Below are 25186 nucleotides of genomic sequence, written 5' to 3' on the forward strand. Positions count from 1 at the left end.
CCTCCCGCTCCGGCGCCGCGCGCTGATCACGCCGAAGAGGGGTTCCAGTCGAGGCAGACGGCCACGGCGTCGTCCTCCAGGTCCGAGCTCACGAACGCGCGGAGATCGCCCAGCAGGGAACGAACCGCCTGGAGCGGGGCGAGCGGGCCGGTCCGGCGGATGAAGCGGCGCAGTGCCGCCTCGCCGTACTGACCGGCTGCCCCCGGAGCCGCGAAGACGCCGTCGCTGACGATGAACAGCCGGTCACCGGGCTGCATCCGGAAGCTCTGCGTCGAATAGTCGCTGGTCTCGAACATGCCGAACGGGAACTCGGCGTCCAGCTCCTGGTCGTGGACCTCGCCGTCGCGCAGCACCAGGAGCCGGGGCGAACCGGCGTCGACCGCGAGGACCTCGCCGGTGGTCACGTCCAGTTCCAGCATCAGGGCGGATACGTGCGAGTCGCCGCGATGCTGCGCGAAGAGGGCCTGATCGGCGAGGCTCGCCTGGTCGGCCAGCGGGAGGCCGGCGCGGCGGGCGTTGCGGAGGGCCTGGGTGGCCAGGGAGGTCAGCAGGGACGCCGTTATGCCGTCGCCCATGCCGTTGAGCACGGTGACGAAGATCCGGCCCTCCTGCTCGGCCCAGTCGAAGCTGTCGCCGCGGACGGCGTACGCCGGCTCGAGCTGGCCGGCCAGGCTGAAGCCCGGACCCACCCGGCAACGCCCGGGCAGCAACTCCCACTGCAGCTCGGCGGCGAGCGTGAGCCGCTGGGAGCGGGCCGCGACGGTGTAGCGGTCGGTGCCGACGCCGGCAGCCTGCAACTCGTGCGCGAGCAGCGTCCCGATCTCCAGGAGCTCGTCGCGCTCGGTGCCCGGCTCCGGGAAGGGGGAGATTCGCAGAACACCGAGGCGTTCCCCGCGCACGGTCACGGGCAGATACCCGACGTGACCCGCGACCACCTCGTTCTGGTGGTCGAACGCCCGCCACGCCGGATCGCCGGGGTGGGTCACCGCCGGCCCGCTGAGCAGCGGGAGCAGGGCTGACAGGCGGTAGTCGACCAGCAGCAGATCGGTGCCGGTGATCGCATACTCCTTGGCCAGCACGTCGGCCACGCACTCCACCACCAGCCTCGCCGGCGCCTCGGCCAGCGCCCGCCGCACCGCTGTTACTCGCTCGGACACGGTTTGCACCCCTTCGACACCGTCGCCTCTCCGGGTAGTCTCTGCTGCACCATGGGCGAACACCATGGGCCGGATGGGCCACAGGACGCCGCGGCAGTCGACGACGCCGCGGGTACGTTGCTGGCCGTTTGGGACGCTGCCCGGGAGCAGGCCACGCCCCGCCTCTCCGGCCCGCAACTCAACGCGCTCCTCGTCGTCGAGCGCGAGGAGGGCATCAACCTGCGAGGTCTCGCCGGGGAGCTGAGGATGATTCTCTCCTCCGCGAGCCGCCTCTGTGACCGCCTTGTCGCCTCCGGCATGGTCGAGCGGGTGCCGGGCCGGGTCGACCGCCGCGAGATCGCGCTGTATCTCACACCCTCGTCGCACGCCCTGCTGGCCAACCTGCGCAATACGCGCCGGGAGATCCTCGCCGACGTGCTGGGCCGGATGAGCCCGGCCGGCCGGGCGTCGCTGGTGCGCGGGCTTGCCGAGTTCAGCGCGGCAACCGCGGAGGAGTCCCGGTCCGACGCCCGCACGGCCTGATCAGCGCGCCAGATAGGCGGCGGGGTCGTCCAGCACGCCACGCAGCACCGCTCCGGCGGCACCGCGCACGGCGGCGTCGGGGCCCAGGGTCGCGGCCCGCAACCGCACCGGGGACCAGTCGGCGGTCAGCACCCGCCGCGCGATCTCAGCGTCGATGGCGTCGTGCAACCCGGGCAGCAGCGGCGCGTAGATCCCCCCGAGCACGACGGTGTCCACGTCCAGCAGGTTGACCACGGTGGCGATCGCGGTGCCGAGCGCGGTCCCGGCCACGGTCAGGTCGGCCCCCGCCAGGGACTCGACCGAGGTGACGCCGGCGGCGCTCAGCATCGCTTCCTGGCCTGCGTACTGCTCGAGGCAGCCGCGGGCGCCGCATCGGCAGCGCGGCCCGGCCGAGTCGATCGGGATGTGCCCGATCTCGCCGCTCCAGCCGCGCACGCCCCGGTAGAGCGCGCCGTTCAGCACGATGCCGGCGCCGATGCCGATCTCGCCGGAGATGTAGACGAAGCTGGGTGGCAGGTCACCCGTGCCCAGCTCGCTCAGCGCGGCCAGGTTGGCCTCGTTGTCGACCATCAGCGGCAGGCCGTGCAGCTGCGAACCGACGGCGACGTCCTGCCAGCCGAGGTTGGGGGCGACCCGGACCACGCCACCGGCGGACACGAGGCCGGGTACGGCGAGCGCCGCCCCCGCGACGGTCAGCCCCTCGGCCCGGGCCAGGCGTAAGGCCCGCGCGGCCAGCCTGGTGAGGCCGTCCAGGGAGCCGGGGCCGCGTTGGTCGCCCGCCTCGACGAGGTGGTGCCGGACGGTGCCGGTGAGGTCGACGACGCAGGCGGCCCGGTAGTCGACGTTGATCTCCAGGCCGAGCCCGGCCGGACCGTCCGCCGCTGGTCGCAGCCCCGCCGCGGGGCGTCCAGCACCGCTGCGGGGGGCGGGGTCGACCTCGGCGAGCAGGGCGCCGGCGATGAGGTCGTCGACGAGCGCGGAGACCGTGGCCCGGGTGAGGCCCGTCGCGCCTGCCACCGAAGCCCGACTTATCGGATCTGGGCTGTTCGCCACGGTTTGCAGCACAAGCGCGAGATTATGAGCCCGCACGCTGCTCTGCCGGACGGGGGCATTGGAAGCAGTCATCATCCGGCCCGGCACCCCTTGACAATGCCATACGGCACTCAAATAATTCAACCAATAAACAAATCAGACCCGTTACGTGGAGGTAACCGTGTCGGTCCAACCCACCAAGGCAGACAAGTTCAGCTTCGGTCTCTGGACCGTGGGCTGGACCGCCCGCGACCCGTTCGGTGACGCCACCCGCGCGGCGCTCGACCCGATCGAGGCGGTGCACAAGCTCAACGAGTTCGGCGCGTACGGCATCACCTTCCACGACGACGACCTCGTGCCGTTCGGCTCCGACGCGCAGACCCGCGACGGCATCATCGCCGGCTTCAAGAAGGCCCTCGACGAGACCGGCATGGTCGTCCCGATGGTGACCACCAACCTCTTCACCCACCCGGTGTTCAAGGACGGCGGCTTCACCAGCAACGACCGTGGCGTACGCCGCTATGCGCTGCGCAAGGTCCTCCGCAACATGGACCTCGCCGCTGAGCTCGGCGCGCAGACGCTCGTCCTCTGGGGTGGTCGTGAAGGCGCGGAGTACGACGAGGCCAAGGACGTACAGGCCGCACTCGACCGGTACGCCGAGGGCCTCAACCTGCTCGCCCAGTACTCCGAGGACAAGGGCTACGGCCTGCGCTTCGCGATCGAGCCCAAGCCCAACGAGCCCCGCGGCGACATCCTGCTCCCGACGGCCGGCCACGCCATCGCGTTCGTCCAGGAGCTCGAGCGCTCCGAGCTGTTCGGGATCAACCCCGAGGTCGGCCACGAGCAGATGTCGAACCTCAACTTCACCCAGGGCATCGCCCAGGCGCTGTGGCACAAGAAGCTGTTCCACATCGACCTCAACGGCCAGCACGGCCCGAAGTTCGACCAGGACCTGGTCTTCGGCCACGCCGACCTGCTGAACGCGTTCTCCCTGGTCGACCTGCTCGAAAACGGCGCACCCGGCGGCGGCCCCGGCTACGACGGTCCCCGGCACTTCGACTACAAGCCCTCCCGCACCGAGAACTACGAGGGTGTCTGGGAGTCCGCCAAGGCCAACATGCGGATGTATTTGCTGCTCAAGGAGCGGGCTGCGGCGTTCCGCGCGGATCCTGAGGTGCAGGCCGCGCTTGAGGCGTCGAAGGTGCTGGAGCTGGCGAAGCCGACCCTTAATGAGGGCGAGAGCTACCAGGACCTGCTCAACGACAAGAGCGCGTTCGAGGAGTACGACGTCGACGCTGCTGGGGAGCAGGGGTATCACTTTGTGAAGCTGCACCAGTTGGCTATTGATCACGTATTGCGTGCGCGCTGAGCTGTGGCTGTGTTACTGGCCTCGCTTCGCTCGGCGGGCACTGCGCCCCTTTGAGTCGTTGTCGGCGGCACCGGTTTCCGGGCGGGGAAGGGCGCCCGTCCGGAAACCGGCACCGCCGACAACGACGGGCGCAGTGCGGTTCGGGGTGGGGCGCCATTGGATAGGCCGTGGGGCGCGACAACGGCCGGCGTGGGGCGCGATAACGGCGGGCGTGGGGCGCGATAACGGCAGGCGTGGGGCGCGGCTGCGGTGGGTGTGGGGCGCGGCTGCGGTGGGCGTGGGGCTGGATGAGGATTTTCGAGGAGAATACGAAGCATGACTCTTGTCGCCGGGATCGACAGTTCTACTCAGTCCTGCAAGGTGGTTGTTCGGGATGCTGAGACCGGGAAGCTGGTCAGGCAGGGGCGGGCTGGGCATCCCGACGGCACGGAGGTTCATCCGCACGCCTGGTGGGATGCGCTGCAGCGGGCGATCGAGGAGGCCGGCGGGCTCGATGATGTTGCCGCTGTCTCCGTGGCTGGGCAGCAGCACGGGATGGTTGTGCTGGATGAGGACGGTGAGGTTGTCCGGCCGGCGTTGTTGTGGAATGACACGCGTAGTGCTGGGGCGGCCGCTGACCTGATCGAGGAGCTCGGCGGTGGGGACAAGGGGCGCCGGGCGTGGGCTGACGCGGTCGGGATTGTGCCGGTGGCCAGTTTTACGCTCACCAAGCTGCGGTGGCTGGCTCGGAATGAGCCGGAGAACGCCGCGCGGGTGGCGGCGGTTTGTCTGCCGCACGACTGGCTGACCTGGAAGTTGTCCGGGGCGAAGGGGCTCGACACGCTGCGTACGGATCGCAGTGATGCCAGTGGGACGCTCTACTGGTCGGCCAAGACCGGCGAGTATCGCCATGATCTGCTCGAGCTGGGCTTCGGGCGGCGGATCATCACGCCTGAGGTGCTCGGGCCGGTCGGCATCGCGGGACACCTGCCCAACGGGGCTCCGCTCGGGCCCGGCGCCGGTGACAACGCGGCTGCGGGGCTCGGTGCCGGGGCGCTTCCGGGTGATGTGGTGATCTCGATCGGGACGTCCGGGACGGTGTTCGTGTCCTCGGATGTGGCGCCGGACGACCCGAGTGGGGCTGTTTCCGGGTTCGCCGACGTCACCGGGCGGTTCCTGCCGATCGTGGTGACGCTGAACGCGGCCCGGGTTCTGGATGCGGCGGGCAAGCTGCTCGGCGTGGACCACGAGGAGCTGTCACGGCTCGCGCTGTCGGCACCGGCCGGTGCCGACGGGCTGGTGCTGGTGCCGTACCTGGAGGGGGAGCGCACGCCGAACCGGCCCGACGCGACCGGGGCCATTCACGGGCTGACGTTGAAGACCTCCGACCCGGCGCACCTGGCCCGGGCGGCCGTCGAGGGCATGCTCTGCGCGCTCGCGGACGGGCTGGACGCGCTGGTCGCGCAGGGTGCGGCCGCCAACCGCATCGTGCTGGTCGGTGGCGGTGCGCGCAGTCTGGCCGTACGCAAAATCGCTCCTGCGCTCTTCGGTCTTCCGGTCCTTGTCCCGCCGCCCGGCGAGTATGTCGCGGACGGTGCGGCACGGCAGGCCGCGTGGGTCACGGTGGGTGGCGATCTCCCGCCGCAGTGGTCCGCCGAAACCCCCGAGGTGTACGAGGACACGAGCGTCCCCCTCATCCGCGAGCAGTACGCCGCGGCCCGTGACAAGGTCGTCGACAGAATCGACCGCTAACCTTTCGGCGTGACCACGGGCAGCGGCGGTTCGGCGCATCGCGCGTACAGCGTGGTGGTGTTCGTGGTGCTCGCCTCGCTCGACAACGTGGCGATCGGCCTCGTCCCACCCCTGTACGGCAGCATCGGCGACGATTTCGGGGTGGGCGAGGGCCACATCGCGCTCGCCACGACGATCATGTTCCTGATCAGCGCGGTTGCGGCGATCGGCTGGGCGTACGCCGGGGACCGCACCAACCGCAAACCGGTCCTCATCGCCGGCACCGCGATCTGGGTCCTCGGCACCGCCTGGTCCGGGCTGGCCGGCAGCTACCCGTCGTTCCTGATGTCGCAGGTGCTCGCCGCGATCGGCCTGGGCGGCGTGGCCAGTGTCAGCTTCGCCGTGGTCAGCGATCTGATCTCACCGAGACGCCGCGGCCTGGTGATGAGCTTCTGGGGCCTTTCGCAGGGCATCGGCACGCTCGCCGGCACGCTGGTCGGCGGTCTGCTCGGCGCGGGGGACTGGCGGCGCCCGTTCCTGGTGGTGTCGGTGGCCGGGGTGATCGGGGCGATCGCCTACGTGTTCACCTACAACGTCCCGCGCGGTGACAGCCAGCCTGAGCTGCGCGGCGTCGAGTACGACGAGCGCATCCACTCGGGGGACCTGCCGAAGATCCTCGCCCGGCGTACCAACGTCTGGCTGATCCTGCAGGGCTTCTCGGCGCAGGTGGCGTTCGGGTCGCTGGTGTGGCTGCCCGTGCTGTTCCGGGCGCGTGCGGAGGACCAGGGCTATTCGACGGCGACGGCGATCGTCGTGGGCAGCGTCTTCGCCACGCTGTTCCAGCTCGGCGGGGCCCTGTCGATCCTCGGCGGGCTCATCGGCGATCGGCTGCAGCGGCGTACGCCGAGGGGCCGCGCCCTGGTCGCAGCGGTCGGCATCCTCGCCGCCGTGCCGTTCTACGTGGTGCTGTACTTCGTGCCGTTCCACATCGACGTCCCGGACGGCGGTGGCACGGGCGCCATCATCGGCGCCGTGCTGCGCAACGTCTGGACCGAGCCGACGGTCGGGCTCAGCCTCGCCGTCGCCATCTTCGCGCTCGCGCTGACGTCGGCGAACTCCCCCAACTGGTTCGCGATGATCGCTGACGTTAACCCGCCCGAGCACCGCGGCACGGTCTACAGCCTCGGCAACCTGTTCAACGGCGCCGGGCGGGCCGGTGGCAACGCGCTGGTCGGGGTGGCGTTCCGGGGTCTCGCCGGGGCGTTCCCGCCGCCGCTGAACTACGCCGTCGGGCTGGCCGTCTTCCAGTTCTTCTTCATCCCGACCGGCGTCATGTACTGGCTGGCCAGCCGCACCGTGGCCAGGGACATGGCGGAAACCCATGCGCACCTGGCCACGTACACCTCGAAGGCGGAACCTATGCGCGAGCCCACACCGTGACGTCCTGCGGCACCTTGCCGTCCTCGGTGAGCGGCTCGCTGCTCAGCAGCACCCTCGACCCCAGCGGCAGCTCCGCGGGGGCGTCACCGAAGTTCGTCAGCACCAGGATGTCGCCGTTGCGGAAGGCGAGCACGTCGGCCGGGGTGTCCAGCCAGCTCAGCGTGCCGTTGCCGAGGTCGTGCTCCTTACGCAGGCGCAGCGTCGAACGGTAGAGCTCGTACGTCGAGCCCGGCACGTCACGCTGGCGGTCCAGGGCGTATTCCGCCCACGCGGCCGGCTGCGGCAGCCAGCTCGCGTCGGCCGGGCCGAACCCGAACGACGGCGAGTCGGCCTCCCACGGGATCGGCACCCGGCACCCGTCGCGTCCCGGCTCGGTGTGCCCGGAGCGCTCCCAGGTCGGGTCCTCGCGGAAGTCGTCGGGCAGCGTGGTGTGCTCCGGCAGCCCCAGCTCCTCGCCCTGGTAGAGGTAAGCGGAACCGGGCAGCCCCAGCATCTGCAGCGACGCGGCCCGTGCCCGGCGCAGGCCCAGCGCGGCGTCCGGCTGCGGGTCGTCCACCCCGATGCCGTTGCGGTGGTCCTTGCCGTCGGAGAAACCCAGCCGGGAGGCGTGCCGCACCACGTCGTGGTTGGAGAGCACCCAGGTGGTCGGCGCTCCGACGGCGGCGTTGGCGCTGCTCGTCCGGTCGACGACCTTGCGGATCGCGTCGGCACCCCACAGCGTGACCAGGTATTCGAAGTTGAACGCCTGATGCATCTCGTCGGGGCGCACATAGCGCGCGAGCCGGTCGGCCGGCTGCACCCACGCCTCGGCGACGAGGATGCGCGCGGGCTCGTAGGAATTCAAGAGCTCACGCCACTGCCGATAGATTTCGTGTACGCCGTCCTGGTCCCACATCGGCGGCGGCGGAGCGCCCTCCGGGGTGAGCCCGCCCAGGATCTCACCGGCGTACTCCCAGTCGGCGAGCGTGGCCTCCTTGATCAGGCCGTGCGCGACGTCCACGCGGAAACCGTCGACGCCCTTGTCGAGCCAGAACCGCAGGATCGACAGGAACTCCTCGCGGACCTCCGGGTTGCCCCAGTTGAGGTCGGGCTGGGAGACGTCGAACAGGTGCAGGTACCACTGGCCGTCGTCGAGGCGCTCCCAGGCGGGGCCGCCGAAGACGCTCGTCCACGAGTTCGGCGGCTCGCTGCCGTCGGCGCCACGGCCGTCCCGGAAGATGTACCGCTCGCGTTCCGGGCTGCCCGGGGCGGCGGCCAGCGCCTCCTGGAACCACACGTGCTCGCTGGAGGTGTGGTTGGGCACGAGGTCGACGATGACCTTCAGGCCGAGCTGTTTCGCCTCGGCGAGCATCTTGTCGGCGTCGCCGAGGTCGCCGAAGCGCGGGTCGACGGAGCGGTAGTCCGCCACGTCGTACCCGGCGTCGTGCTGAGGTGACTTGTAGAAGGGCGACAACCAGACGGCGTCCACACCGAGGTCACGAAGATCGGTGAGCCGCGCCGTGATGCCGGGCAGGTCGCCCATGCCGTCGCCGTCGTTGTCGGCGAAGGAGCGCGGATAGATCTGGTAGATGACGTCGCTGCGCCACCAGTCACGAGGGGAGGACATCCCCCCACGTTAGCCGTCGAGGATGGCGGCGAAGCGCTCCTCGGCCAGGTCCAGTTGATCAAGAATGTGATCCTTGGCGGCGATCGAGAGCGGGGTGTCCGGGCGGCCGATCAGTTCCCTGAGCTTGGGGACCAGCGGGCGGTACTTGATCGCCGAGCTGTGCGCCTTGTCGTACGTGGTGTGGATGACACCCACGCCGTTGTCGGTGAAGTCACTCACCTTGATGACCCGGGCCCAGGGGTCGCGGTCGAGGCTGTCGGCCACGTGCGTGCGGTACTGCTCGTGCTTGTCGCGGGCGGGATCGTACTCGGGGTTGGTGACCGAGCGGACCAGTTCGGCGACCCTGGGGCCGAACCGGCGGGCGAGCTCGGCGATCGCCGCCTCCGTCAGCACCGTGTGACCGAGGTCGGCGCTCAGCCCGGCGAGCTCGGCGGGATGGTCCTCGACCGCGTCGTGCAGCAGGGCCGCGGTCAGCACGTCGACGTCTCGGATCCCGTAGTAGCGGATGATCCGGATGGCGACCCGCAGCAGGTGGTTGAGGTAGGGCTCGCGGACCCGCCGGTCGTCGGCGTGCAGCTCGGAGGCGAGCGCCAGCGCTTCCTCGAGCCGTTCGCGGTCCGCCGCCGGCAGCTCCTGCAGCTCGAGGGCGAACCTGTCCCGCAACCCGGGCTCGCCGTAGACCTCGGTGATCGCGTGCAACGGCATCGTCAGCAGCATCCTGGGCGCCATCTGAGGACGGTATACCAGCTCGCTCAGGATTGGACGTCGAGCAGTGGTTCTTCCTCGGCGGGGACGGTTACCGCCTGGCGCAGGGGGAGCGGTTGGGGGGAGGGGCGGGCTCCGGGCGTACGTTTCAGGGCGGTCAGGGAAGTCTGCTTGAGTGACCAGGAGTTGGTGACCGGCCCCTCGTGGCGCCGGATTCCGCCGCCGTCGGTGAATTCCTCCTCGGTCATCGCCTGCAGCGCGCTCAGGGCGACCGCAAGAATGGTGCCCGCACTGACCAGCGTGATCGGCACGATCATCAGCAACGGCCGGATGCCGCTCACGTTCGTGGAGACGATGTGGCTCAGCTCGACGCTGGTCGCGGCCATGCCGGTGTAGTGCATGCCGCAGACCCCGAGCGCCATGATCGCGGCGGCACCCAGCGTCGGCAGCAGACCCCGGACGGAGACGGCGAACCATAGCGCGGCGGTGGCGGCGGTCACCGCGATGACGGCGGCGGCGACCACGAGGGCCGGCTGATAGTGGATGACGCCGGAGACGTGCACGCCGGCCATCCCGGTGAAGTGCATGGCGAGGATGCCGGCCCCGGTGAGCACACCGGCCACCATGATGCGCGGGACGCTGCGGGGGCCGTGGCCGACAAGGATCAGTCCGAAGCCGACGGCGACAACCGCGAGTCCGAGACTGAGCATCGTCAGCAGCGGGCTGTAACGCACCGGGCTCTCGGGGACGTCGAAGCCGAGCATCGCGGTGAAGTGCATGAGCCAGATGGCGGCGCCGCCGATGGCGAACGCGGCGATGATCAGCCAGCGGGTTCGCCGCCCGCGGGTGCGGGCCTGGCGGGCGCGTGCGGTGCAGAGCAGTCCGAGGAAGGATCCCAGGACCGCCACCAGGTAGGCGCCGATCGGATTGAAAGCTCCATAGGTGAAGTGATGGACCTCGGCCACGGCCGGTACCTCGCGAACGTCGGGGGGATCGATTCGCTGAGAAGTACGCCATGAGTCCGATCTAGGACATCGCACGACGTGTGCGTGTCACTACATAGTGGTGGGTGGGCACATAGAGAACCGGGGCCACCGTATAGCTGCCTGCGAGAGGTAGCCATACGGCAGCCCCGGTGCGGTCGGCTTGCGTCGACCGGTCAGGAAACTGCCGGGGGGAGTAGGGCCGGTTAACTGAAGATGCTGACGCCGCCGGGGCCGACGAGCAGGCCGACGATGATGAGGACGACGCCCCAGAGGATCTGCCGGCGGAACAGCGCGAGGATGCCGGCGACGACGAGGATGACTGCGAGGATCCAGAGCAACAGGTTCATGCTCAGACGAATACCCGGGCCTCCGAAATCGAAAACCTGTTATGAGACCGCCCACCATCACGTTTCGGTCTACGAACGACGGAGGCCCCGCAGTAGCGGGGCCTCCGTCGTCTGGACCGTTTAAATACTGACAAGTCCGGCATCTACCTCGTCGGTCAGCAGCTGATACACGTTGTACGCCTGCTTGATGACCGGATGCGCCACGTTGCGGACCGGCACACCACCGGGAGTGCGCCCCCGCTCACTGCCGTGATGAGCGTGCCCGTGCAGCGCCAGCGCCGTCGGGGCGGAGTCGATCGCCTGACCCAGCAGGTACGACCCCAGGAACGGATAGATCTCCAACGGCTCCCCGGTCAGCGTCTCCGGCACCGGGGCGTAATGCGTCAGCGCCACGAGCGCGTCACAATCCAGCCCGCGCAACGCGGCACCGAGCCGTTCCGCGATCGCCTCGGTGGTGCCGACGAAGTTCTTCATCTCCCGCTCGCCGAACTTGCTGGCGCACGCCCCGGCGAACCCGCCGCCGAACCCCTTCGCGCCGGCGATCCCGAGCGTGTGCCCGTTGAGCTCGAGGACCGTGCCCTCGCCCTCCAGCACCACCAGCCCGGCGTCCCGCAGCACGTCGGTGACGGCGTCCTGCTGGTCGCTCTGGTGGTCATGGTTGCCGAGCACGACGACGACCGGCACACCCAGCCCGCCGAACTCCCCCGCCATGCATCTGGCCTCCTCGACCGTGCCGTGCCGGGTGAGATCCCCGGCGATCAGCAACGCGTCGGCGACGCCGGGTAACTGTTCCAGGGCGGGCCGGTAACGACCCACCACGTCCTTGTCCACGTGGACGTCGCCGACGGCGGCGATCCGGATCATGAGATCTCCTCCACCTCGGTGGGCGCCTGGGCGCGGACGATGCCGATGTCACAGGCGATCTCCACGTCCGGGAAGTGCTGGTTGATCTGGCGGCAGATCTCGTCGCGGCGCTGGGCGCTCTCGACCTCCCCGCCGAGCACGATCAGGTGCTCGCGGCGAGCGATCGTGATGCCCTGCTCGGCGACCGAACCGGTCTCGGCGAGCAGCCGCTGGATCTCGGCCTCCACGTATTCGTCGAGCTGTGGTGTCATCTCATCCCCCCACGGTGAGTCGGGCGCTCTCCGGATCCGGGACCACGTCGAGACGGTCGAGCAGGATCAGGAACGCTTCCGCGTACGGCGACTTCTCCGTTTCCTTGCGGACCCGGTCCCAGTCGATCTGCTCACGCAGCGAGCGGGCGACCGGGAGCCCGGTGGCGAAGTCGCAGTGGTGCTGGCTGTAGCTCAGCAACTTGTGCACCATCAGCTGGGTCGCCGACAGCACGGGCATGTTGATCGCCTCGACGGACAGCATCGAGGTATCGCGCAGCGTCTCGTCGGTCACCGGCAGATCGACCGGGCGGTAGATCAGGTCCACCATCCGGCCCTCGTCGAAGACCTTGACGAGCCAGTCCTCCGGCGGCTGCTCCACCTCGAAGCCGGTCGAGGAGAGCTCTTCGAGGGCGCGTTCCCTGTCCTGCTCGCGGATCACGAAGTCCACGTCGTGGTCGCTGGAGTGGCCGCCGTGGGCGTACACCGCGAAGCTGCCGCCCAGCGCGAAGGGGATCTCCGACTGCTTGAGCACCGCAGCGACCCTCTTGAGCGTGTTTACCAGGCCCTCGTCCACCCGGTGCGGCATGGTGATCTCCCTAGCTGTGAGGTCCGTTTACCGACCCGACGAGTACCCCGCACCGTGATCGACATAACGTTCATGCCCATTTTGTACGCCCGCCGCGCCCCGCACAGCGGAACTCAACGTGACAACCCGCGCTACCGTAAGTGGGTATGACCAGGCCTCGTACCATCGCGCTCGTCGGGATCGATGGCTCCGGCAAGACCACCGCGGCCCACCTGCTCGCCGAGGCGCTGGCCGATCGGGGGCTTCCGGCCGTCTACCGCCGCAACGCGGGAGGCCGCCGCTGGTTCGGCCGTCTGGCCACCCGCTTCGGCAAGGTCGACGGTGAAGATCTTCTCGGCCGCCGGACCATGCTCTTCATCGAGGCCGTCCTGCGCTGGCTCGCGATCCTGCGCACCCTGGTGCGCCGGTGGTTCACGGGCGAGACGGCCGTGATGGATCGCTACGCGGTGTGCCAGTTCGCGAGCATCGAGTCGCACCACGGCCGGTCGATCTTCTGGGCCCGGCTCGCGTACCGGATCTTCCCGGCGCCGGACGTCACGTTCTTCCTGGCAGTGGACCCGGCGATCGCCTACGACCGGATCGAGCGCCGCGGCTACGACCACGAGGACATGTCGTACCTGCGCGATGCCACCGCCGCCTACCGGGCGCTCCCCGAATTCCCCGCGTTCGTGGTGATCGACGCGAACGAAACCCCGGAGCAGGTCCAGGCCGCGATGCTCACCCACCTGCCTTCGGCGATATCGGTACGCAGACCCGCGCCGCTGTTGTCCTATGCGCGTACCCTGATCGTGGCCGCCGCGACCCTCGCAGCCGCGGCGACCGCGCTCACCTACCAGCTCGCCGACGGCTTCTAGGACTGCCCGTAGACCGGGATCCGCGCGCCGCTCGTGGGCGCTGACCCGTCCCCTGCCAGGAACTCGATCACCGTGGCGATCTCGTCCGGGGTGACCCACCGGGACGTGTCGGCCCCCGGCTGCTCGTCCCGGTTCAGCGGGGTGTCGATCACACTGGGCAGCACGGTGTTCACCCGCACGCCCTGCTTCTTGTACTCGACGGCGACCGCGTCGGCGAACGCCAGCACCGCGGCCTTGGCGGTCACATAGCCGGCCGCTCCCGGGAACGCAGCGAGCGCCGCCCGCGACGACACACAGACGATCGACCCGCCGCCCGCCTCGACGAGATGCGGCAGGGCGGCCGCGGTCACCAGATAGGTGGGGCGCAGGTTGAGCCGCAGCATCGCCTCGAAATCCTCAACCGGCGTCTCGTGCACCTTGCCACCCATCGCGAACCCGCCGACCAGGTTGATCACGGCACGCAGCGGCGCTCCGGGCTCACCCGCGGCGACCGCGACGGCCGCCTCGACGTCCGTCTTCACTGTGAGGTCCGCCTCAACAGGGGTCACGCCGTCGGGGAGCCGGCCGGTCGATCCGGGTCGAACGGGGGCGATCACCCGCCACCCGGAATCCCGCAGCGCCCGCACGACGGCACCACCCAGACCGCCTGCCCCACCCGTCACGATCACGCTTCGCTCGGCCATACGGCCACGGTAGTGCTGTGTTATCCGTCACTGTCTGTGCGGTCCGTCAGGGAACAGCAGGTCGCTCGGTGCCCCGTCCGGGTGTCACCCGCAGGGGCTAGTGAACTGCGGCGCGATGTGCCGCATCGTGGCAGATGGCTCCGAGCCGGGTACGGGTCTCGAGCATTTGCCGCGGGGTTTTGTTTCAGGCCCGGCGGCAACCTGTCGATGCAGCACGTGAACCCGAGCGGCCGGCTGGCCGTACTGGTGAGTGACGAGCATCGCAGGGACAGCCGTGACGCCCGTCGCTGTGACGAAGAGGGGCTGATGGTGTCATGTAAGGACCACGGGGTATGCGAGTGTCCGAGGCATCCAACCCCGGGTGCGGCTCCGAATGACTCCGGGAGCTCTCTCCTCAGAATTTACGCAACCGGCTCTCAGGTGGCACTCAGACAATCGTGACACTTTCAAGTCACGAAAAGGAATCAGTACAGGGTGTCACGTGTTGTGTAGGTGTCAGCACCGCAATGCACGAACTGCGGACGTTACGGGGAGAGCTGATGGACGCAGGTATTGCCCGTAACAGGGTTAGTGAAGGCAATGAGGGGACCGTGGGCAACGTGGAGAAGAACACCGTGATGCGTACCGACCAGGTAGCCGAAGAGCGCGACCTCGTCGGAGTCTACCTGCACGAGATCTCCCGGACGCCGCTTCTGGACGCCGCCAGGGAGGTTGAGCTTTCCAAGGCGATCGAGGCAGGCCTCTACGCCGAGCACCTGCTCGACACCGGCGAGGTCCGTCGCGGTGTGAGCCGGGAAGAGCTTGAGCGGCTGGTGGCCGACGGCCAGAAGTCGAAGGACCTGTTCATCCGGGCCAACCTGCGACTCGTCGTCTCCATCGCCCGCCGCTACGTGCGGTCGGGGATGCCGATGCTCGACCTAATCCAGGAGGGCAACACCGGCCTGGTCCGCGCCGTCGAGAAGTTCGACTACGAGCGCGGCTACAAATTCTCGACGTACGCGACGTGGTGGGTCCGCCAGGCGATCAGCCGGGCGATCGCGCAGCAGGAGCGCACCGTGCGCCTGCCCGTGCACCTCGTCGAGGACGTCAACCGGATGCGCAACGTCACCCGCCAGCTCGTCCGCGAGCTCGGCGCCGACCCGGAGCCGGCGCAGGTCGCCGCCGCCCTGGGCGTGACGGTCGAGCGCGTCACCGAGCTCACCCGCTGGGCCCAGGACACCGTGTCCCTGGACACCCCGGTCGGCGACGACGGCGACACCAACCTCGGTGACCTGGTCGCCGACAGCGATGCCCCGTCGCCCGAGGAGATCGTGCTGACGGCGCTGGAACGCCAGCGCATCGAGGGTCTGCTCAACCACCTCGACGACCGTTCGGCCGGCATCATGCGCGCCCGCTACGGTCTCGAGGACGGTCGCGAGCACTCGCTGACCGAGGTGGCGTCGCGGTTCTCGCTCTCCCGCGAGCGCATCCGCCAGCTCGAGATCCAGGCGCTCGGCCGGCTCCGCGAGCTGGCCCGCGCCGAGGGCCTGCAGGCCGCCTGATCCGCTGTTCGTAAGGCACAAAAAGGCCGGGGCAAGCGCCCCGGCCTTTTGCTGTGCTGACTTCGATCAGGTCACTCGCCCGTAGCCGTACGGGGTCATGATGTTGATCGAGCGTTTCTTCACCGGAGCACCCGCGTGCGAGGCGTCGATGATCATGCCGCCGCCCACGTAGATGCCCACGTGGCCGAGACTTCGGTAGAACACCAGGTCACCGGCCGCGAGATCGGACCGGGAGACCCGCTTGGTGGCGCTGTACTGCGCTGCCGCGTTGTGCGGCAGGGACTTGCCCGCGGCAGCCCAGGCCGCCGAGGTGAGACCCGAGCAGTCGTACGTGTTCGGGCCGCCGGAGCCGTACTCGTACATCAGGCCGATCGCGCCGTAGGCGAAGGAGACCGCCTTGCCGGCGGAACCGGCGATGTTCGGAACCGTGCCCGTGTAGCTGGACCCGGTCTCGGTCTCCTTGCCGTATGCCGTCTTGCGCATGGCATACAGATCCTTGAGGTCGCCCTCGATCTTCTTCTTGCGCGCCGACAGCTCCTTGACCTCAGCTGCCTGCTTGTCCTGGGTCACCTTCAACGCGGCCTGGCGGGCGTCGTAGTCCTTCGCCGTGGCCGAGAAGGTGTCGATGTCCCGTTGCTGGGTGCGCGAGATCTGCTCCAGGATGGACATCCGGTCGATCAGACCTTCGTTCCCCTCGAGCAGCACGTTCATCGTGCCGACCTTGCCGGACTTGTACGCCGACGCCGCGATGACCTTCATCTGCGAGCTGGCGACCACGAGGGCAGCCTTCGCGGGCCCGAGCGACTCGGCGAGCTTCTTCTCGTCCGCCTTGGTCTTGTCCAGGCTGATCTTCATCTTGTTGAACGACTCGACGACGTCCTCGAGGTCGTTCGACGCCTTCTCGATCTTCTTGGTGAGTTCACCGGAGGTGGGTGCCGCGTGTGCCGCGGGCGCGAACGAGCCGGTGATGGCGATCGCCAGTCCGGCGACCACCAGGGTGCGTAGCCTCATGCGAGCGTGTCGCAACGGTGCATGGCCTCTCTTCCGCTTGAGCCACCTACCGGGTTAGCTGACGGATTCGGGCGGGAAGAAGGCCCTACCGCTTGCGCGGATTCACCCCATTGCTGCGTCGGTGGGTCCCCGGTTCACTGCAGGACGGCGCGGACCCCGGGGGATTGGGGTGGCCGTGGCGTCCTGAGCGATTCGGCGGCGCTGGCCGGTGCCACCGGAGACGTGGCTGCGGACCGGACCAACCGCATCAACTTATCGGCGATCCGCATTAACACAAGAGTCGCGTCAGTGATTTAGGCCAATTATCACATTTATGCGAATGATCCAGATAACGGAGTGCAATTCGGCCGACTCGAAGCGTTACCTGTTCTATTTCTCCGCCATCGCGGGCGAGTTGTCCATAGCCTCCGGCGCCCACTTGTGAGTGACGACCCGCTCGGCCCAGAACGAGAAGAACGGAATGGTGCCGGCGAGCATCACCAGCAGCATCCGGCCGAGCGGCCAGCCGGCCCGGCGGCTCAGATCCCAGGTGGCGACGAGGTAGACCATGTAGAGGAAGCCGTGGATCGGGCCGACGGCGGCGACCACGAAGTCGTTGTCACCGATGTACTTGAGCGGCATGCCGACCAGCACGAGCACGATGAGGACCACGCCGACGATCCAGGCGATGGTCCGGTAACGGGTGAGGGCTCCCTGCACGATCCACGTCCTTATTTACTGGGTGCTGCGTTCTTGTAACCGGGGTAGTCGCCGGGGCGTGCGCCGGGATGGGCGGACAACCAGGCCAGATAGTCGTTGTAGGCGGCCAGCTCCGGGTCCTCGCCGGCCGGGCTCTGCGATTTCACGGGTACGCGGACAGGTCTGCGCACGGTGATCGGAGCGTCCTCGGCGGGCTCCTCGGCCGGCACGTCCTCCTCCGCCGGCGTTTCGCCGATCTTGCGCTCCTGCTGGACCTCGCGGAACCAGATGAAGACGACGAAGGCGGCGAAGACCGGCCACTCGAAGGTATAGCCCCAGCTCAGCGTGTTACCGCCGGTGGCGCGGCTGAACTGCCACCAGCCGAGCCCGAGGAAGCCCGCGATCAGCACGAGCGCGGCCACGTGACGCGCGATCCACGCCGGGGTCCACAGCCCTTTCATGCGGTCGAGCGTACCGGCGCGGGTTTGGCGTTTGACCGCGCGGGCAACCGTGAGCCATGAGTGACTCCGTTGATGACCTCGTCGGCGTGGATCCGGCGGACCTCTCCGACGAAGACCTGCTCCGCGAGATGGGCAGCCTGCACCGGACCCGCCTGGACACCCTCCGCCACGGACCCGATGCCGCGCTCGCCACCCACCTGCGACGCACGGCCGAGCTGGAGACCGAATACCTGGCTCGGCACCCGGGCCGGGAGGTCGACCCCCACCGGCTCACCCAGGCGTTCTGACCTTTGTGAAAGGACCACCCCCACAATGCCCCCCTTGGTACGCGGCCGGCTCGACCGGTTGCGGCGGCAGTACGCGCCGCACGAGCATCGCCCCCTGGATGGTTACGTCGTCACCATGGGAGCCTTCGGGGCGCTCGCGGCCAGCGCAGCGGTCGCCGCGAAGGTGACCGGCCGCCCGATCCCGGACCGCCCGGCGACCGCGGACATCGTGCTCATCTCGATCGCGACCCACAAGCTCAGCCGTCTGATCGCCAAGGACTCGATCACCAGCCCGCTACGCGCACCCTTCACCCGATACAGCGAGCCGGGTGGCAGCGGCGAGGTCAACGAGGAGGTACGCGATCAGGGCAGCTCCCTGCGCCACTCGATCGGTGAGCTGGTCAGCTGCCCGTTCTGCCTCGCGGTCTGGGTCGCCACCGGGCTCACCGCCGGCCTGGTCTTCGCCCCGAAACTGACCCGGCTGACGGCCACGGTCTTCACCGCGACGGCCGTGTCGGACTTCCTGCAGATGGCGTACTCGATCTCCAAGGAGACCGCGGAGGGCTGACCCCTATTGTGTGGTACGGGTCACATTTCCTCCCGGAATGGCCGGACCCGACCGACAGTTGATGACAGATGTCGGTGTGCCCAGTGTCCCCGGGCCTCACCCTAAGCCTTCGCGGAATACCGTTCGGCTGGAGCCGCGTTGAGCCACTCGCCGCGAGGCGACCTGCACACCGGCATCTATGTGGGCGACGCCCCCTGGGATTCCCAGGGGGCGCCGTTCGTTTCCGGTCGTCGTAGGTTCCTCGTGAGTCGTCGTTGGGTTCCTCGTGAGTCGCCGTCGGTCCTTCTGGGGCTTCGTCCGTTTCTCGATGGGCGGTCCCGGGTAATTCGCCCACTTATGAGTGACGATCGGGTGGAGCAGCGGGCCGCAGAACTGCTGCCCGAAGAGGAAACCGCAGGCAGCGCCGACCCCCGTGCCCAGGCAGAGGCCATCCTCGCGGAGTCCGACGAGCGCGAATACGCCCCGGGCACCGCCGAGACGGTTACGCCCGCGGACGGTACCCGATAGAGGACACCACTTTCGTGTTCACGGATACCCATGGCAAACTCGGGCAAATGTCTGCCCCGCAAAGGAGCACCGGCCGACGCCTGACGTCGCGGCGCATCCCTCCCGCGACCGACACGCCCCCACCCACCCGGCTCGGCGTCCGCAGCCGCATATCGGTCGCACCCCTACCGCCGCCCGGTGCCATCACCTCTGGTTCACAGCCGCCTCTTGCCGTTGCTGTCGGTTCCGGTTCGCAGTCGGCTGTCGGGGTCGGCTCTGCTTCGCAGTCTGCTGTCGGGGTCGGCTCTGTTTCGCTGCCGGCTGTCGGTGTCGGCTCTGTTTCGCTGCCGGCCGTTGGCGGTGGCTCTGTTTCGCTGCCGGGCGTGGGTGTCGGTGCGGTGGACCGGCCGCATCCCGTTGAGGTGGCCGGGCTGCTGCACGAGCTGACGGTGCGGTTGCTGGGCGCGGAGGACGTACCCCAGGCATTGGACCGGCTTGCGGCTTTCGGTGTGCAGGCGCTTCCTGGGACGCTGCGCTGCTCGGTCGCCCTGATCGGGGAAGGCGGCCCGCCGACGCTGGCGGCTTCCGGCCCGCAGGCCCAGCGGCTGGACGACCTTCAGTACGCATCCGGCGAAGGCCCGGCCCTGGAAGCAGCCCGGACCCGGGCCGTCATCACCGCCCAGGACCTCCCCACCGACGACCGCTGGCCAGAGCTCGGCGAATGCGCCCTGGCCGAAGGCGTGCGGGGAGTGGCAGCGATCCCGCTGGACGTCCCCCGCTCGGCGGTCGGCTCGGTCAGCTTCTTCGTCCAGCACCCCGGAGGAATGGACCCGGAGCAACTCCTGACCGCAATGGCCCTGGTCAACCAGGCCGAAGTCCTCCTGGCCGAACTCCAGCGCCGCCAGGGTCTACGCGAAGGCGCCGCAGTCGACCGCGCAGCAGGCGTCATAATCGCCCAGCGCGGCTGCGGCGTCCAGGAGGCCTACAACGTCCTCCGCGACACCTCCCAGCGCCTCGGCCTCCCCCGCGAAGAAGTAGCCGAACGCCTCATCGGCGCAGCCGCCCGCAACGCCTGACCCCTGAGCGCGGCCCGGACCTGACCACGGTCCGGGCCGTCTGCTTTTGCGGTACTACTTCGCGACCTGCTGGACGACCTCGAACTCCAGAAGGCTGGCACCACCCGCGACGGGCTTGGCCCGCTCACCCGCGTGCGCCGCCCGCCCGGACCCGGCCGACCAGGCCTGGAACGCCTCCTCCGACTCCCACTTCGTGTAGACGAAGTACCGCGTCTCACCCGACACCGGCCGGAGCAGCTCGAACCCCAGGAACCCCTCGGCGTTCTCCACAGCACCCTGCCGGGCAGCGAACCGCTTCTCCAGCTCGGGCCCCGCACCCTCGGGCACATCAATCGCATTGATCTTCACAACAGCCATACGACCCAGCCTACGAGCGCCCCCGCCGAGTTTCCCCCGAGCGCCCACCCAACTGCCGCCGAACGGACCTCGCCGATCTCACCCTGAGTGCCCACCGACCCGCCCCTGAGCGGTCCCCGCCGACCTGCCGCCGAGTGGGCCCTCGCCGACTTTGCCCTGAGTGCCTGCCGATTTGCCGCAGGGCGCCTTCGCCGACCTTGCCCTGAGTGCTCAACCGCTTGCCGCTGAGTGCCCATTCGCTTGCCGCCGAACGGCCCCGCCGGCCTCGCGGAGCGCCCTCCCCGGCTCTCGCTGAGTGGCCTCGCCCGCACGCGCGAACGCCCCGGAGGCCAGGCCGCGGTGGGCTTGGGCTTCGGGGCGTTCGGGGTGGTGCGGGTGGTTAGTGGGCGGGGCTGGCTGGGTGCGGGGCCGGGCCGGCGCCCACCTCGCCGGGGACGCCGTCGCTGTCGGCTGCGGCGGCTGCGTCGTCGGCTCGTTGCTGCTGGGCGGAGCGCTGGGAGAGCGGGATCTCCGGGAGGAAGAGGACCACGATCAGGCCGATGATCATGACGGCGAAGGCCAGGAGGAAGACGACCTGGATGCCATCGGAGAAGCCGACCTTGAAGGGGTGGGCGAGTGCCTCGGGGAGCTTGTTGATGAAGGAGGTGTCGCTCAGGTCGCCGCCTGCGGAGGTGCCGCCCGGGAACTGGACCTTGGCGTCCGCGTAGGCGTGGGAGATCTTGCTGGGGAGCACGTTGAAGAGCACCGACAGGAAGATCGCCGTGCCCAGCGTGCCGCCCATGGAGCGGAAGAAGGTCACCGAGCTGGTGGCCACGCCGATCTCACGGGGCGACACGGCGTTCTGCACCGCGGTGATCATCGGCTGCATGTTGCCACCCAGGCCGAGACCCATCACGACCATGATCAGCATGGTCTGCCAGAGCGGGGTGTCCGCGCCGATCAGCGCGAAGAGGCCGAGCGCCACGAGCATCAGGGTGCTGCCGATGATCGGGAAGATGCGGTAGCGGCCGGTACGGGCGATGAGCTGACCCGCGGTGATCGAGCCGGCCATGATGCCGAACACGAACGGGATCATCTGCAGGCCGGCGACCGTCGGCGAGCTGCCCTTGACGATCTGCAGGTACAGCGGGACGGTCATGAGGCCGCCGAACATCGCCATGCCGAGGATCGTGCTGGACGTGGCGCCGACCGCGACCGTGCGGTTGCGGAAGAGCCGCAGCGGCAGCAGCGCCTCGTCCTTGTATGCCCGCTCGGCGAGCACGAAGCCGACCAGGCCGAGGACGCCGATCACGTAGCAGGCGATCGCGCGGCCGGAGCCCCAGCCCCAGTCGCGACCCTGCTCGGCCACGGTGAGCAGCGGCACCAGACCGATGACCAGGGTGAGCGCTCCGGGCCAGTCGATGCGGTGGTCGTTACGGGTGTGCGGGAGGTGCAGGACCCGGGCGACGACGACCATGGCCGCGATGCCGATCGGGACGTTGATGTAGAAGACCCAGCGCCAGCCGTCGACGCCCAGGATGTTGTCGGCGCCGGCGAAGAAGCCGCCGAGGATCGGGCCGATGACGCTGGCCGTGCCGAAGACCGCGAGGAAGTAGCCCTGGTACTTGGCGCGCTCGCGGGGCGGCACGATGTCACCGATGATGACGAGCGCGAGCGACATCAGGCCACCGGCGCCCAGACCCTGGATGGCCCGGAACGCTGCCAGCTCGTACATGTTCTGCGAGAGCCCGCAGAGGAACGAGCCGGCGATGAAGATGCCGATCGCGGAGAGGAAGAACGGCCGCCGCCCGTAGATGTCGGACAGCTTGCCGTAGAGCGGGGTGGAGATCGTCGACGTGATGAGGAACGCCGTCGTCGCCCAGGCCTGCAGGTTGAAGCCGTTGAGGTCGTCGGCGATGGTCCGGGTCGCCGTCGCCATGATCGTCTGGTCCAGGGCGGCCAGGAACATGCCCATCATCAGGCCGACCAGCACCGTGATGACCTGACGGTGGGTGAATTCCGCCGATGGCGGGGCCGGCCGGGCGCCGGGCCCGGCTGCCGCCGGTGCGGTTTCGGTGGAGTTACTCACGCTTTCTCCCGTGCTGGTACGGCTGGGTCGTTGCGCATCAGCGCTTCGACGGAGCTGTTGAATTCTTGGAAAAGGTCGGTGAACGCGTGGACGCGCTCCGCCGGCCAGTCGTTCAGTGCCCGGCACAACATGACCTGCCGGGCCTCGTGCAGGCGCGTGCAGGCAGCCATGCCGGACTCCGTCACGGCGAGCCGCGACGCGCGACCGTCAGCCGGATCCGCCTCTCGGCGGGCGAGGCCGGCCTTGACGAGCTGGGCCGCCTGCCGGCTGATCGTGGACGGGTCAGCGCCCTTGAGATCGGCCAGGTCGGTGACCCGCAGCGGTCCGTGATGACGCAGAGGGAACAGGAGCATCAGCGCGGAGAATTCAGCACCGAGATCCGCCGTGTTGAGCATGCTCTTGGCACGCGCACCCAGGCGGACGAACCGCAGAACTTCGTCTGCGAGGCGTCCGATGGAATCCCCGGTGTCCGGCATCGTCACGTGCTGCACCTCCATTCAGATGTGTGCAGCGTACAACTTGTTGTTTGGTGAAAGCATCTCCCATACCCCTGTGACGAGGGTCTCTGTATCCTCCAGCGCCGCGGGCACGGGCACCTTGTACTCCGCTTTACGCGTGAAGAGCCGTCCGGGGAAGTACCCCCGACCTGGGTCGCCAACCAGAACGAGAGCCTCCGGTCCGAGCCGGCGCAGGGCCGTCGTCATCCGGTCGGCGACGCTGCGGGTGTAGAAGACGTCACCGGCCAGGACCACGTCGACACCACCCTCGATCTCGGCGATGTCGGCGGCGCGGGCCCGGACGGTGACGTTGTTGGCTGCGGCATTGCGCGTGACCGCCTCGGCCGCGGCGGGATCGAGGTCAATGGCATCCACGGTCGCGGCGCCGGCCAGGGCAGCCGCGATCGCCGCCACTCCGGAGCCGGTGGCGACGTCGAGCACCCGTCTGCCCCGGACCGTCTCGGGATTGTCCAGCACGTAGCGCGCGAGGGCCTGGCCGCCGGCCCACACGAAAGCCCAGAACGGCGGGGCGATGTCGCTGCTGAACTCCCCGCCGTTCGCGTCGAACAACCCCATGCGGGCGCCGGCGAGGTGCAGGGAGATCTCAGGGGTCATGGGTACGGGGAGCAGTGACGTTCGCACCCGATGATTCTGGGCCGCCGGGGCGATTCCCCGCGCGCCAATTCGCTGTCCTGTGGATAACTCGACGAGGTTCGGTGGATAACTCGGTTCGGCTGCTCCGGGCGTACTCATGCTGTCTTGATGTGACCGAAGGGTGACCCACCGCTGCGCGCGAGTATCCATCGTGGTCTGACGGTGTTTTCGTAAGCCCCCGTGATGGTGAACGCGGACCCCGAAAGCGAGGGGTGGGCTCCACCGAAGATACGAGTTGCGCAGTCCGCTCGGCCTCATCCGTACGGCAGGTGGTCAGAGCGTTCGGCGTGCCTCGTGCATGCTGTCAGACTGTTGGTACGCCTTGGCTTTGCGCGATGGACACATAGACTTCCAGCGCTGGCGGATCAGGAGGCGTGAATGGTGGGCGAGGCGATCACGGTGCTCGTGGTGGACGGGCATCAGACGTTCGCCGAGTTGCTCGGTGTGGCGCTGACCGGGCAACCGGAGCTGCATTACGTCGGTCATGCCGGCTCGGGCGAGCAGGCTATCCGGATGGTGCAGGAGATACGCCCTGACGTGGTACTGCTCGATCCGGACCTTCCGGACGCCGACGGCATCGCGATCGCGGAGCTGTTGCGGCACCGGCAGCCCGGCACCCGGTTCGTGATATTGACCGCGAACAACGAATCCGCCCTGGTCGGTCGTGCCACCGCAGCCGGGGCCTCGGGCTTCCTGTCGAAGAACGGCCCGCTCGGCGACGTGATGAACGCGATCCGCACCGCACACGGCGGCGGCATGACGGTCTCGACGGACATCCTCGCCCGGCTCCTGCGCAGTACGGCCCCCGTCGTGGGCCCCCGAGCAGGCGGTCTCACTGCGCGTGAGCATGAAGTGCTCGTTCTCATGGGTTCCGGGCTCGATCCGCGCGCAATCGCGCGCCGGCTCGGCATCAGCGTGCACACCTGCCGCGGCTATGTGAAGGCTGTGCTGGGAAAACTCGGCGCGCACAGCCAACTGGAAGCGGTCGCGGTGGCGACCCGGCGAGGCCTGCTCCGCCCCGAAGGTCATAACGCAGAGTAATTCCCGCAGATACTCATCCGCGGGGGCCCGGGCTACGTACCTCTCGTTGGAGCGCCCTGAAAAGACAGTAGGGCGCCGGCGCGAGCTGGAGGACTTCGCGTGGAACGAGGATTTGCCGATTCGTCCGATGTGTCCGTCGCGCTCGCGGACCTGCCGTCGGACGTCGCAACCGACCACGAAGCGCTCTACCGCCGACCCGGAGCAGACCCCCTGCCCCGCCGCCGTACGCCCGGCACGACTCCGCCCGGGGGAGGCCCGGGCTCGTCCGGGGGAGGCCCGGGCGAGGAACCCCGAGGCGAGCTGACCGACACCGGTAGCTGGAACGCGTTCACACCCCGCCGTCAGATCGAGGACACCCCGATGCGGGAAG

General features: G+C 69.0%; 28 protein-coding genes and 1 riboswitch. Of the genes, 11 read left to right on the plus strand and 17 right to left on the minus strand.

Features of this window, described 5'->3' with window-relative positions; genetic code table 11:
• Window positions 1–26: 26 nt before the first annotated feature.
• Complete coding sequence (locus Aco04nite_RS13885) at window positions 27–1157, minus strand: PP2C family protein-serine/threonine phosphatase (protein ID WP_244875974.1); 1131 nt, start codon at window positions 1155–1157, stop codon at window positions 27–29.
• A gap of 51 nt (window positions 1158–1208) precedes the next feature.
• Between Aco04nite_RS13885 and Aco04nite_RS13890 the strand changes: the two genes are divergently transcribed.
• A complete protein-coding gene (locus Aco04nite_RS13890) occupies window positions 1209–1679 on the plus strand; it encodes a MarR family winged helix-turn-helix transcriptional regulator (RefSeq protein ID WP_212997635.1) in 471 nt (156 codons plus the stop codon).
• On the opposite strand, the gene Aco04nite_RS13895 is transcribed toward Aco04nite_RS13890, so the two are convergent.
• Window positions 1680–2804, minus strand: a complete 1125-nt coding sequence (locus Aco04nite_RS13895) for an ROK family protein (protein ID WP_212997734.1) — start codon at window positions 2802–2804, stop codon at window positions 1680–1682.
• 88 nt (window positions 2805–2892) lie between these two features.
• Between Aco04nite_RS13895 and xylA the strand changes: the two genes are divergently transcribed.
• The 3 genes from xylA to Aco04nite_RS13910 all read left to right on the plus strand — a co-directional run bounded on the left by xylA (window position 2893) and on the right by Aco04nite_RS13910 (window position 7230).
• Window positions 2893–4080 (plus strand): xylose isomerase, encoded by a 1188-nt coding sequence (gene xylA, locus Aco04nite_RS13900; RefSeq protein WP_212997636.1) that lies wholly within the window; start codon window positions 2893–2895, stop codon window positions 4078–4080.
• Window positions 4081–4395: 315 nt separating this feature from the next.
• On the plus strand, window positions 4396–5811 hold the full coding sequence (gene xylB / locus Aco04nite_RS13905; RefSeq protein WP_212997637.1) for a xylulokinase: 1416 nt from the start codon (window positions 4396–4398) through the stop codon (window positions 5809–5811).
• A gap of 9 nt (window positions 5812–5820) precedes the next feature.
• Window positions 5821–7230: an MFS transporter gene (locus Aco04nite_RS13910; RefSeq protein WP_212997638.1), complete on the plus strand. Its 1410-nt coding sequence runs from the start codon at window positions 5821–5823 to the stop codon at window positions 7228–7230.
• On the opposite strand, the gene Aco04nite_RS13915 is transcribed toward Aco04nite_RS13910, so the two are convergent.
• The 7 genes from Aco04nite_RS13915 to Aco04nite_RS13945 all read right to left on the minus strand — a co-directional run bounded on the left by Aco04nite_RS13915 (window position 7208) and on the right by Aco04nite_RS13945 (window position 12575).
• Window positions 7208–8836 carry a glycoside hydrolase family 13 protein gene (locus Aco04nite_RS13915; protein ID WP_212997639.1) on the minus strand — a complete coding sequence of 543 codons (1629 nt, stop codon included), beginning with the start codon at window positions 8834–8836 and terminating at the stop codon, window positions 7208–7210. The two genes, Aco04nite_RS13910 and Aco04nite_RS13915, sit on opposite strands and share 23 nt — an antisense overlap.
• Window positions 8837–8845: 9 nt before the next feature.
• Window positions 8846–9565: an HD domain-containing protein gene (locus tag Aco04nite_RS13920; RefSeq protein WP_212997640.1), complete on the minus strand. Its 720-nt coding sequence runs from the start codon at window positions 9563–9565 to the stop codon at window positions 8846–8848.
• A 23-nt stretch (window positions 9566–9588) separates the two neighbouring features.
• Window positions 9589–10506, minus strand: coding sequence for an MHYT domain-containing protein (locus Aco04nite_RS13925; RefSeq protein ID WP_212997641.1), 918 nt, complete (start codon window positions 10504–10506; stop codon window positions 9589–9591).
• A gap of 224 nt (window positions 10507–10730) precedes the next feature.
• Entirely contained in the window at window positions 10731–10874 is a 144-nt protein-coding gene (locus tag Aco04nite_RS13930; RefSeq protein WP_203842301.1) for a GPGG-motif small membrane protein, read from the minus strand.
• A gap of 120 nt (window positions 10875–10994) precedes the next feature.
• Window positions 10995–11738 carry a metallophosphoesterase family protein gene (locus Aco04nite_RS13935; RefSeq protein ID WP_212997642.1) on the minus strand — a complete coding sequence of 248 codons (744 nt, stop codon included), beginning with the start codon at window positions 11736–11738 and terminating at the stop codon, window positions 10995–10997.
• Window positions 11735–11989 (minus strand): hypothetical protein, encoded by a 255-nt coding sequence (locus Aco04nite_RS13940; protein ID WP_203842303.1) that lies wholly within the window; start codon window positions 11987–11989, stop codon window positions 11735–11737. Before Aco04nite_RS13940 ends, Aco04nite_RS13935 begins: the two co-directional genes overlap by 4 nt.
• A 1-nt stretch (window position 11990) precedes the next feature.
• Complete coding sequence (locus tag Aco04nite_RS13945) at window positions 11991–12575, minus strand: nucleotidyltransferase (protein WP_212997643.1); 585 nt, start codon at window positions 12573–12575, stop codon at window positions 11991–11993.
• A 146-nt stretch (window positions 12576–12721) separates the two neighbouring features.
• Here Aco04nite_RS13945 and Aco04nite_RS13950 point away from each other — a divergent pair, with 146 nt between their 5' ends.
• A complete protein-coding gene (locus Aco04nite_RS13950) occupies window positions 12722–13429 on the plus strand; it encodes a nucleoside/nucleotide kinase family protein (protein ID WP_212997644.1) in 708 nt (235 codons plus the stop codon).
• Here the strand turns inward: Aco04nite_RS13950 and Aco04nite_RS13955 are convergent.
• Complete coding sequence (locus Aco04nite_RS13955) at window positions 13426–14112, minus strand: SDR family NAD(P)-dependent oxidoreductase (RefSeq protein ID WP_212997645.1); 687 nt, start codon at window positions 14110–14112, stop codon at window positions 13426–13428. The genes Aco04nite_RS13950 and Aco04nite_RS13955 overlap by 4 nt on opposite strands.
• A gap of 539 nt (window positions 14113–14651) precedes the next feature.
• On the opposite strand from Aco04nite_RS13955, the gene Aco04nite_RS13960 reads away from it, so the two are divergent.
• Entirely contained in the window at window positions 14652–15653 is a 1002-nt protein-coding gene (locus Aco04nite_RS13960) for a sigma-70 family RNA polymerase sigma factor (RefSeq protein ID WP_203842307.1), read from the plus strand.
• 66 nt (window positions 15654–15719) lie between these two features.
• Here Aco04nite_RS13960 and Aco04nite_RS13965 read toward each other — a convergent pair whose 3' ends face one another.
• The 3 genes from Aco04nite_RS13965 to Aco04nite_RS13975 all read right to left on the minus strand — a co-directional run bounded on the left by Aco04nite_RS13965 (window position 15720) and on the right by Aco04nite_RS13975 (window position 17803).
• Window positions 15720–16664 (minus strand): C40 family peptidase, encoded by a 945-nt coding sequence (locus tag Aco04nite_RS13965; protein WP_203842308.1) that lies wholly within the window; start codon window positions 16662–16664, stop codon window positions 15720–15722.
• A gap of 29 nt (window positions 16665–16693) precedes the next feature.
• Window positions 16694–16824, minus strand: a riboswitch (cyclic di-AMP (ydaO/yuaA leader).
• A gap of 209 nt (window positions 16825–17033) precedes the next feature.
• On the minus strand, window positions 17034–17363 hold the full coding sequence (locus Aco04nite_RS13970) for a DUF3817 domain-containing protein (RefSeq protein ID WP_212997646.1): 330 nt from the start codon (window positions 17361–17363) through the stop codon (window positions 17034–17036).
• A gap of 11 nt (window positions 17364–17374) precedes the next feature.
• Window positions 17375–17803, minus strand: a complete 429-nt coding sequence (locus tag Aco04nite_RS13975; RefSeq protein WP_212997647.1) for a hypothetical protein — start codon at window positions 17801–17803, stop codon at window positions 17375–17377.
• Between the two features lie 56 nt (window positions 17804–17859).
• On the opposite strand from Aco04nite_RS13975, the gene Aco04nite_RS13980 reads away from it, so the two are divergent.
• The 4 genes from Aco04nite_RS13980 to Aco04nite_RS13995 all read left to right on the plus strand — a co-directional run bounded on the left by Aco04nite_RS13980 (window position 17860) and on the right by Aco04nite_RS13995 (window position 20199).
• Entirely contained in the window at window positions 17860–18090 is a 231-nt protein-coding gene (locus Aco04nite_RS13980) for a DUF6158 family protein (RefSeq protein ID WP_212997648.1), read from the plus strand.
• 25 nt (window positions 18091–18115) lie between these two features.
• The gene (locus tag Aco04nite_RS13985; protein WP_212997649.1) at window positions 18116–18637 is read left to right on the plus strand and encodes a DUF1360 domain-containing protein; all 522 of its coding nucleotides are present in this window, start codon (window positions 18116–18118) and stop codon (window positions 18635–18637) included.
• 336 nt (window positions 18638–18973) lie between these two features.
• The gene (locus tag Aco04nite_RS13990; RefSeq protein WP_212997650.1) at window positions 18974–19144 is read left to right on the plus strand and encodes a hypothetical protein; all 171 of its coding nucleotides are present in this window, start codon (window positions 18974–18976) and stop codon (window positions 19142–19144) included.
• Between the two features lie 362 nt (window positions 19145–19506).
• Window positions 19507–20199, plus strand: coding sequence for a GAF and ANTAR domain-containing protein (locus tag Aco04nite_RS13995; RefSeq protein WP_244875975.1), 693 nt, complete (start codon window positions 19507–19509; stop codon window positions 20197–20199).
• Between the two features lie 54 nt (window positions 20200–20253).
• Here Aco04nite_RS13995 and Aco04nite_RS14000 read toward each other — a convergent pair whose 3' ends face one another.
• The 4 genes from Aco04nite_RS14000 to Aco04nite_RS14015 form a co-directional block, all read right to left on the minus strand.
• Complete coding sequence (locus Aco04nite_RS14000; protein ID WP_203842315.1) at window positions 20254–20556, minus strand: antibiotic biosynthesis monooxygenase family protein; 303 nt, start codon at window positions 20554–20556, stop codon at window positions 20254–20256.
• Window positions 20557–20935: 379 nt separating this feature from the next.
• Entirely contained in the window at window positions 20936–22624 is a 1689-nt protein-coding gene (locus tag Aco04nite_RS14005) for an MDR family MFS transporter (RefSeq protein ID WP_212997651.1), read from the minus strand.
• Window positions 22621–23100 carry a MarR family winged helix-turn-helix transcriptional regulator gene (locus Aco04nite_RS14010; protein ID WP_212997736.1) on the minus strand — a complete coding sequence of 160 codons (480 nt, stop codon included), beginning with the start codon at window positions 23098–23100 and terminating at the stop codon, window positions 22621–22623. The genes Aco04nite_RS14005 and Aco04nite_RS14010 overlap by 4 nt, the downstream gene beginning before the upstream one ends.
• A gap of 21 nt (window positions 23101–23121) precedes the next feature.
• On the minus strand, window positions 23122–23736 hold the full coding sequence (locus tag Aco04nite_RS14015; protein WP_438874915.1) for a class I SAM-dependent methyltransferase: 615 nt from the start codon (window positions 23734–23736) through the stop codon (window positions 23122–23124).
• A 417-nt stretch (window positions 23737–24153) separates the two neighbouring features.
• Here Aco04nite_RS14015 and Aco04nite_RS14020 point away from each other — a divergent pair, with 417 nt between their 5' ends.
• Window positions 24154–24816: a response regulator gene (locus Aco04nite_RS14020; RefSeq protein ID WP_203842318.1), complete on the plus strand. Its 663-nt coding sequence runs from the start codon at window positions 24154–24156 to the stop codon at window positions 24814–24816.
• The last annotated feature ends 370 nt before the right edge of the window (window positions 24817–25186 follow it).

It is taken from the genome of Winogradskya consettensis, from assembly GCF_018332715.1.
GTDB classification, from domain to species: Bacteria; Actinomycetota; Actinomycetes; order Mycobacteriales; family Micromonosporaceae; genus Actinoplanes; species Actinoplanes consettensis.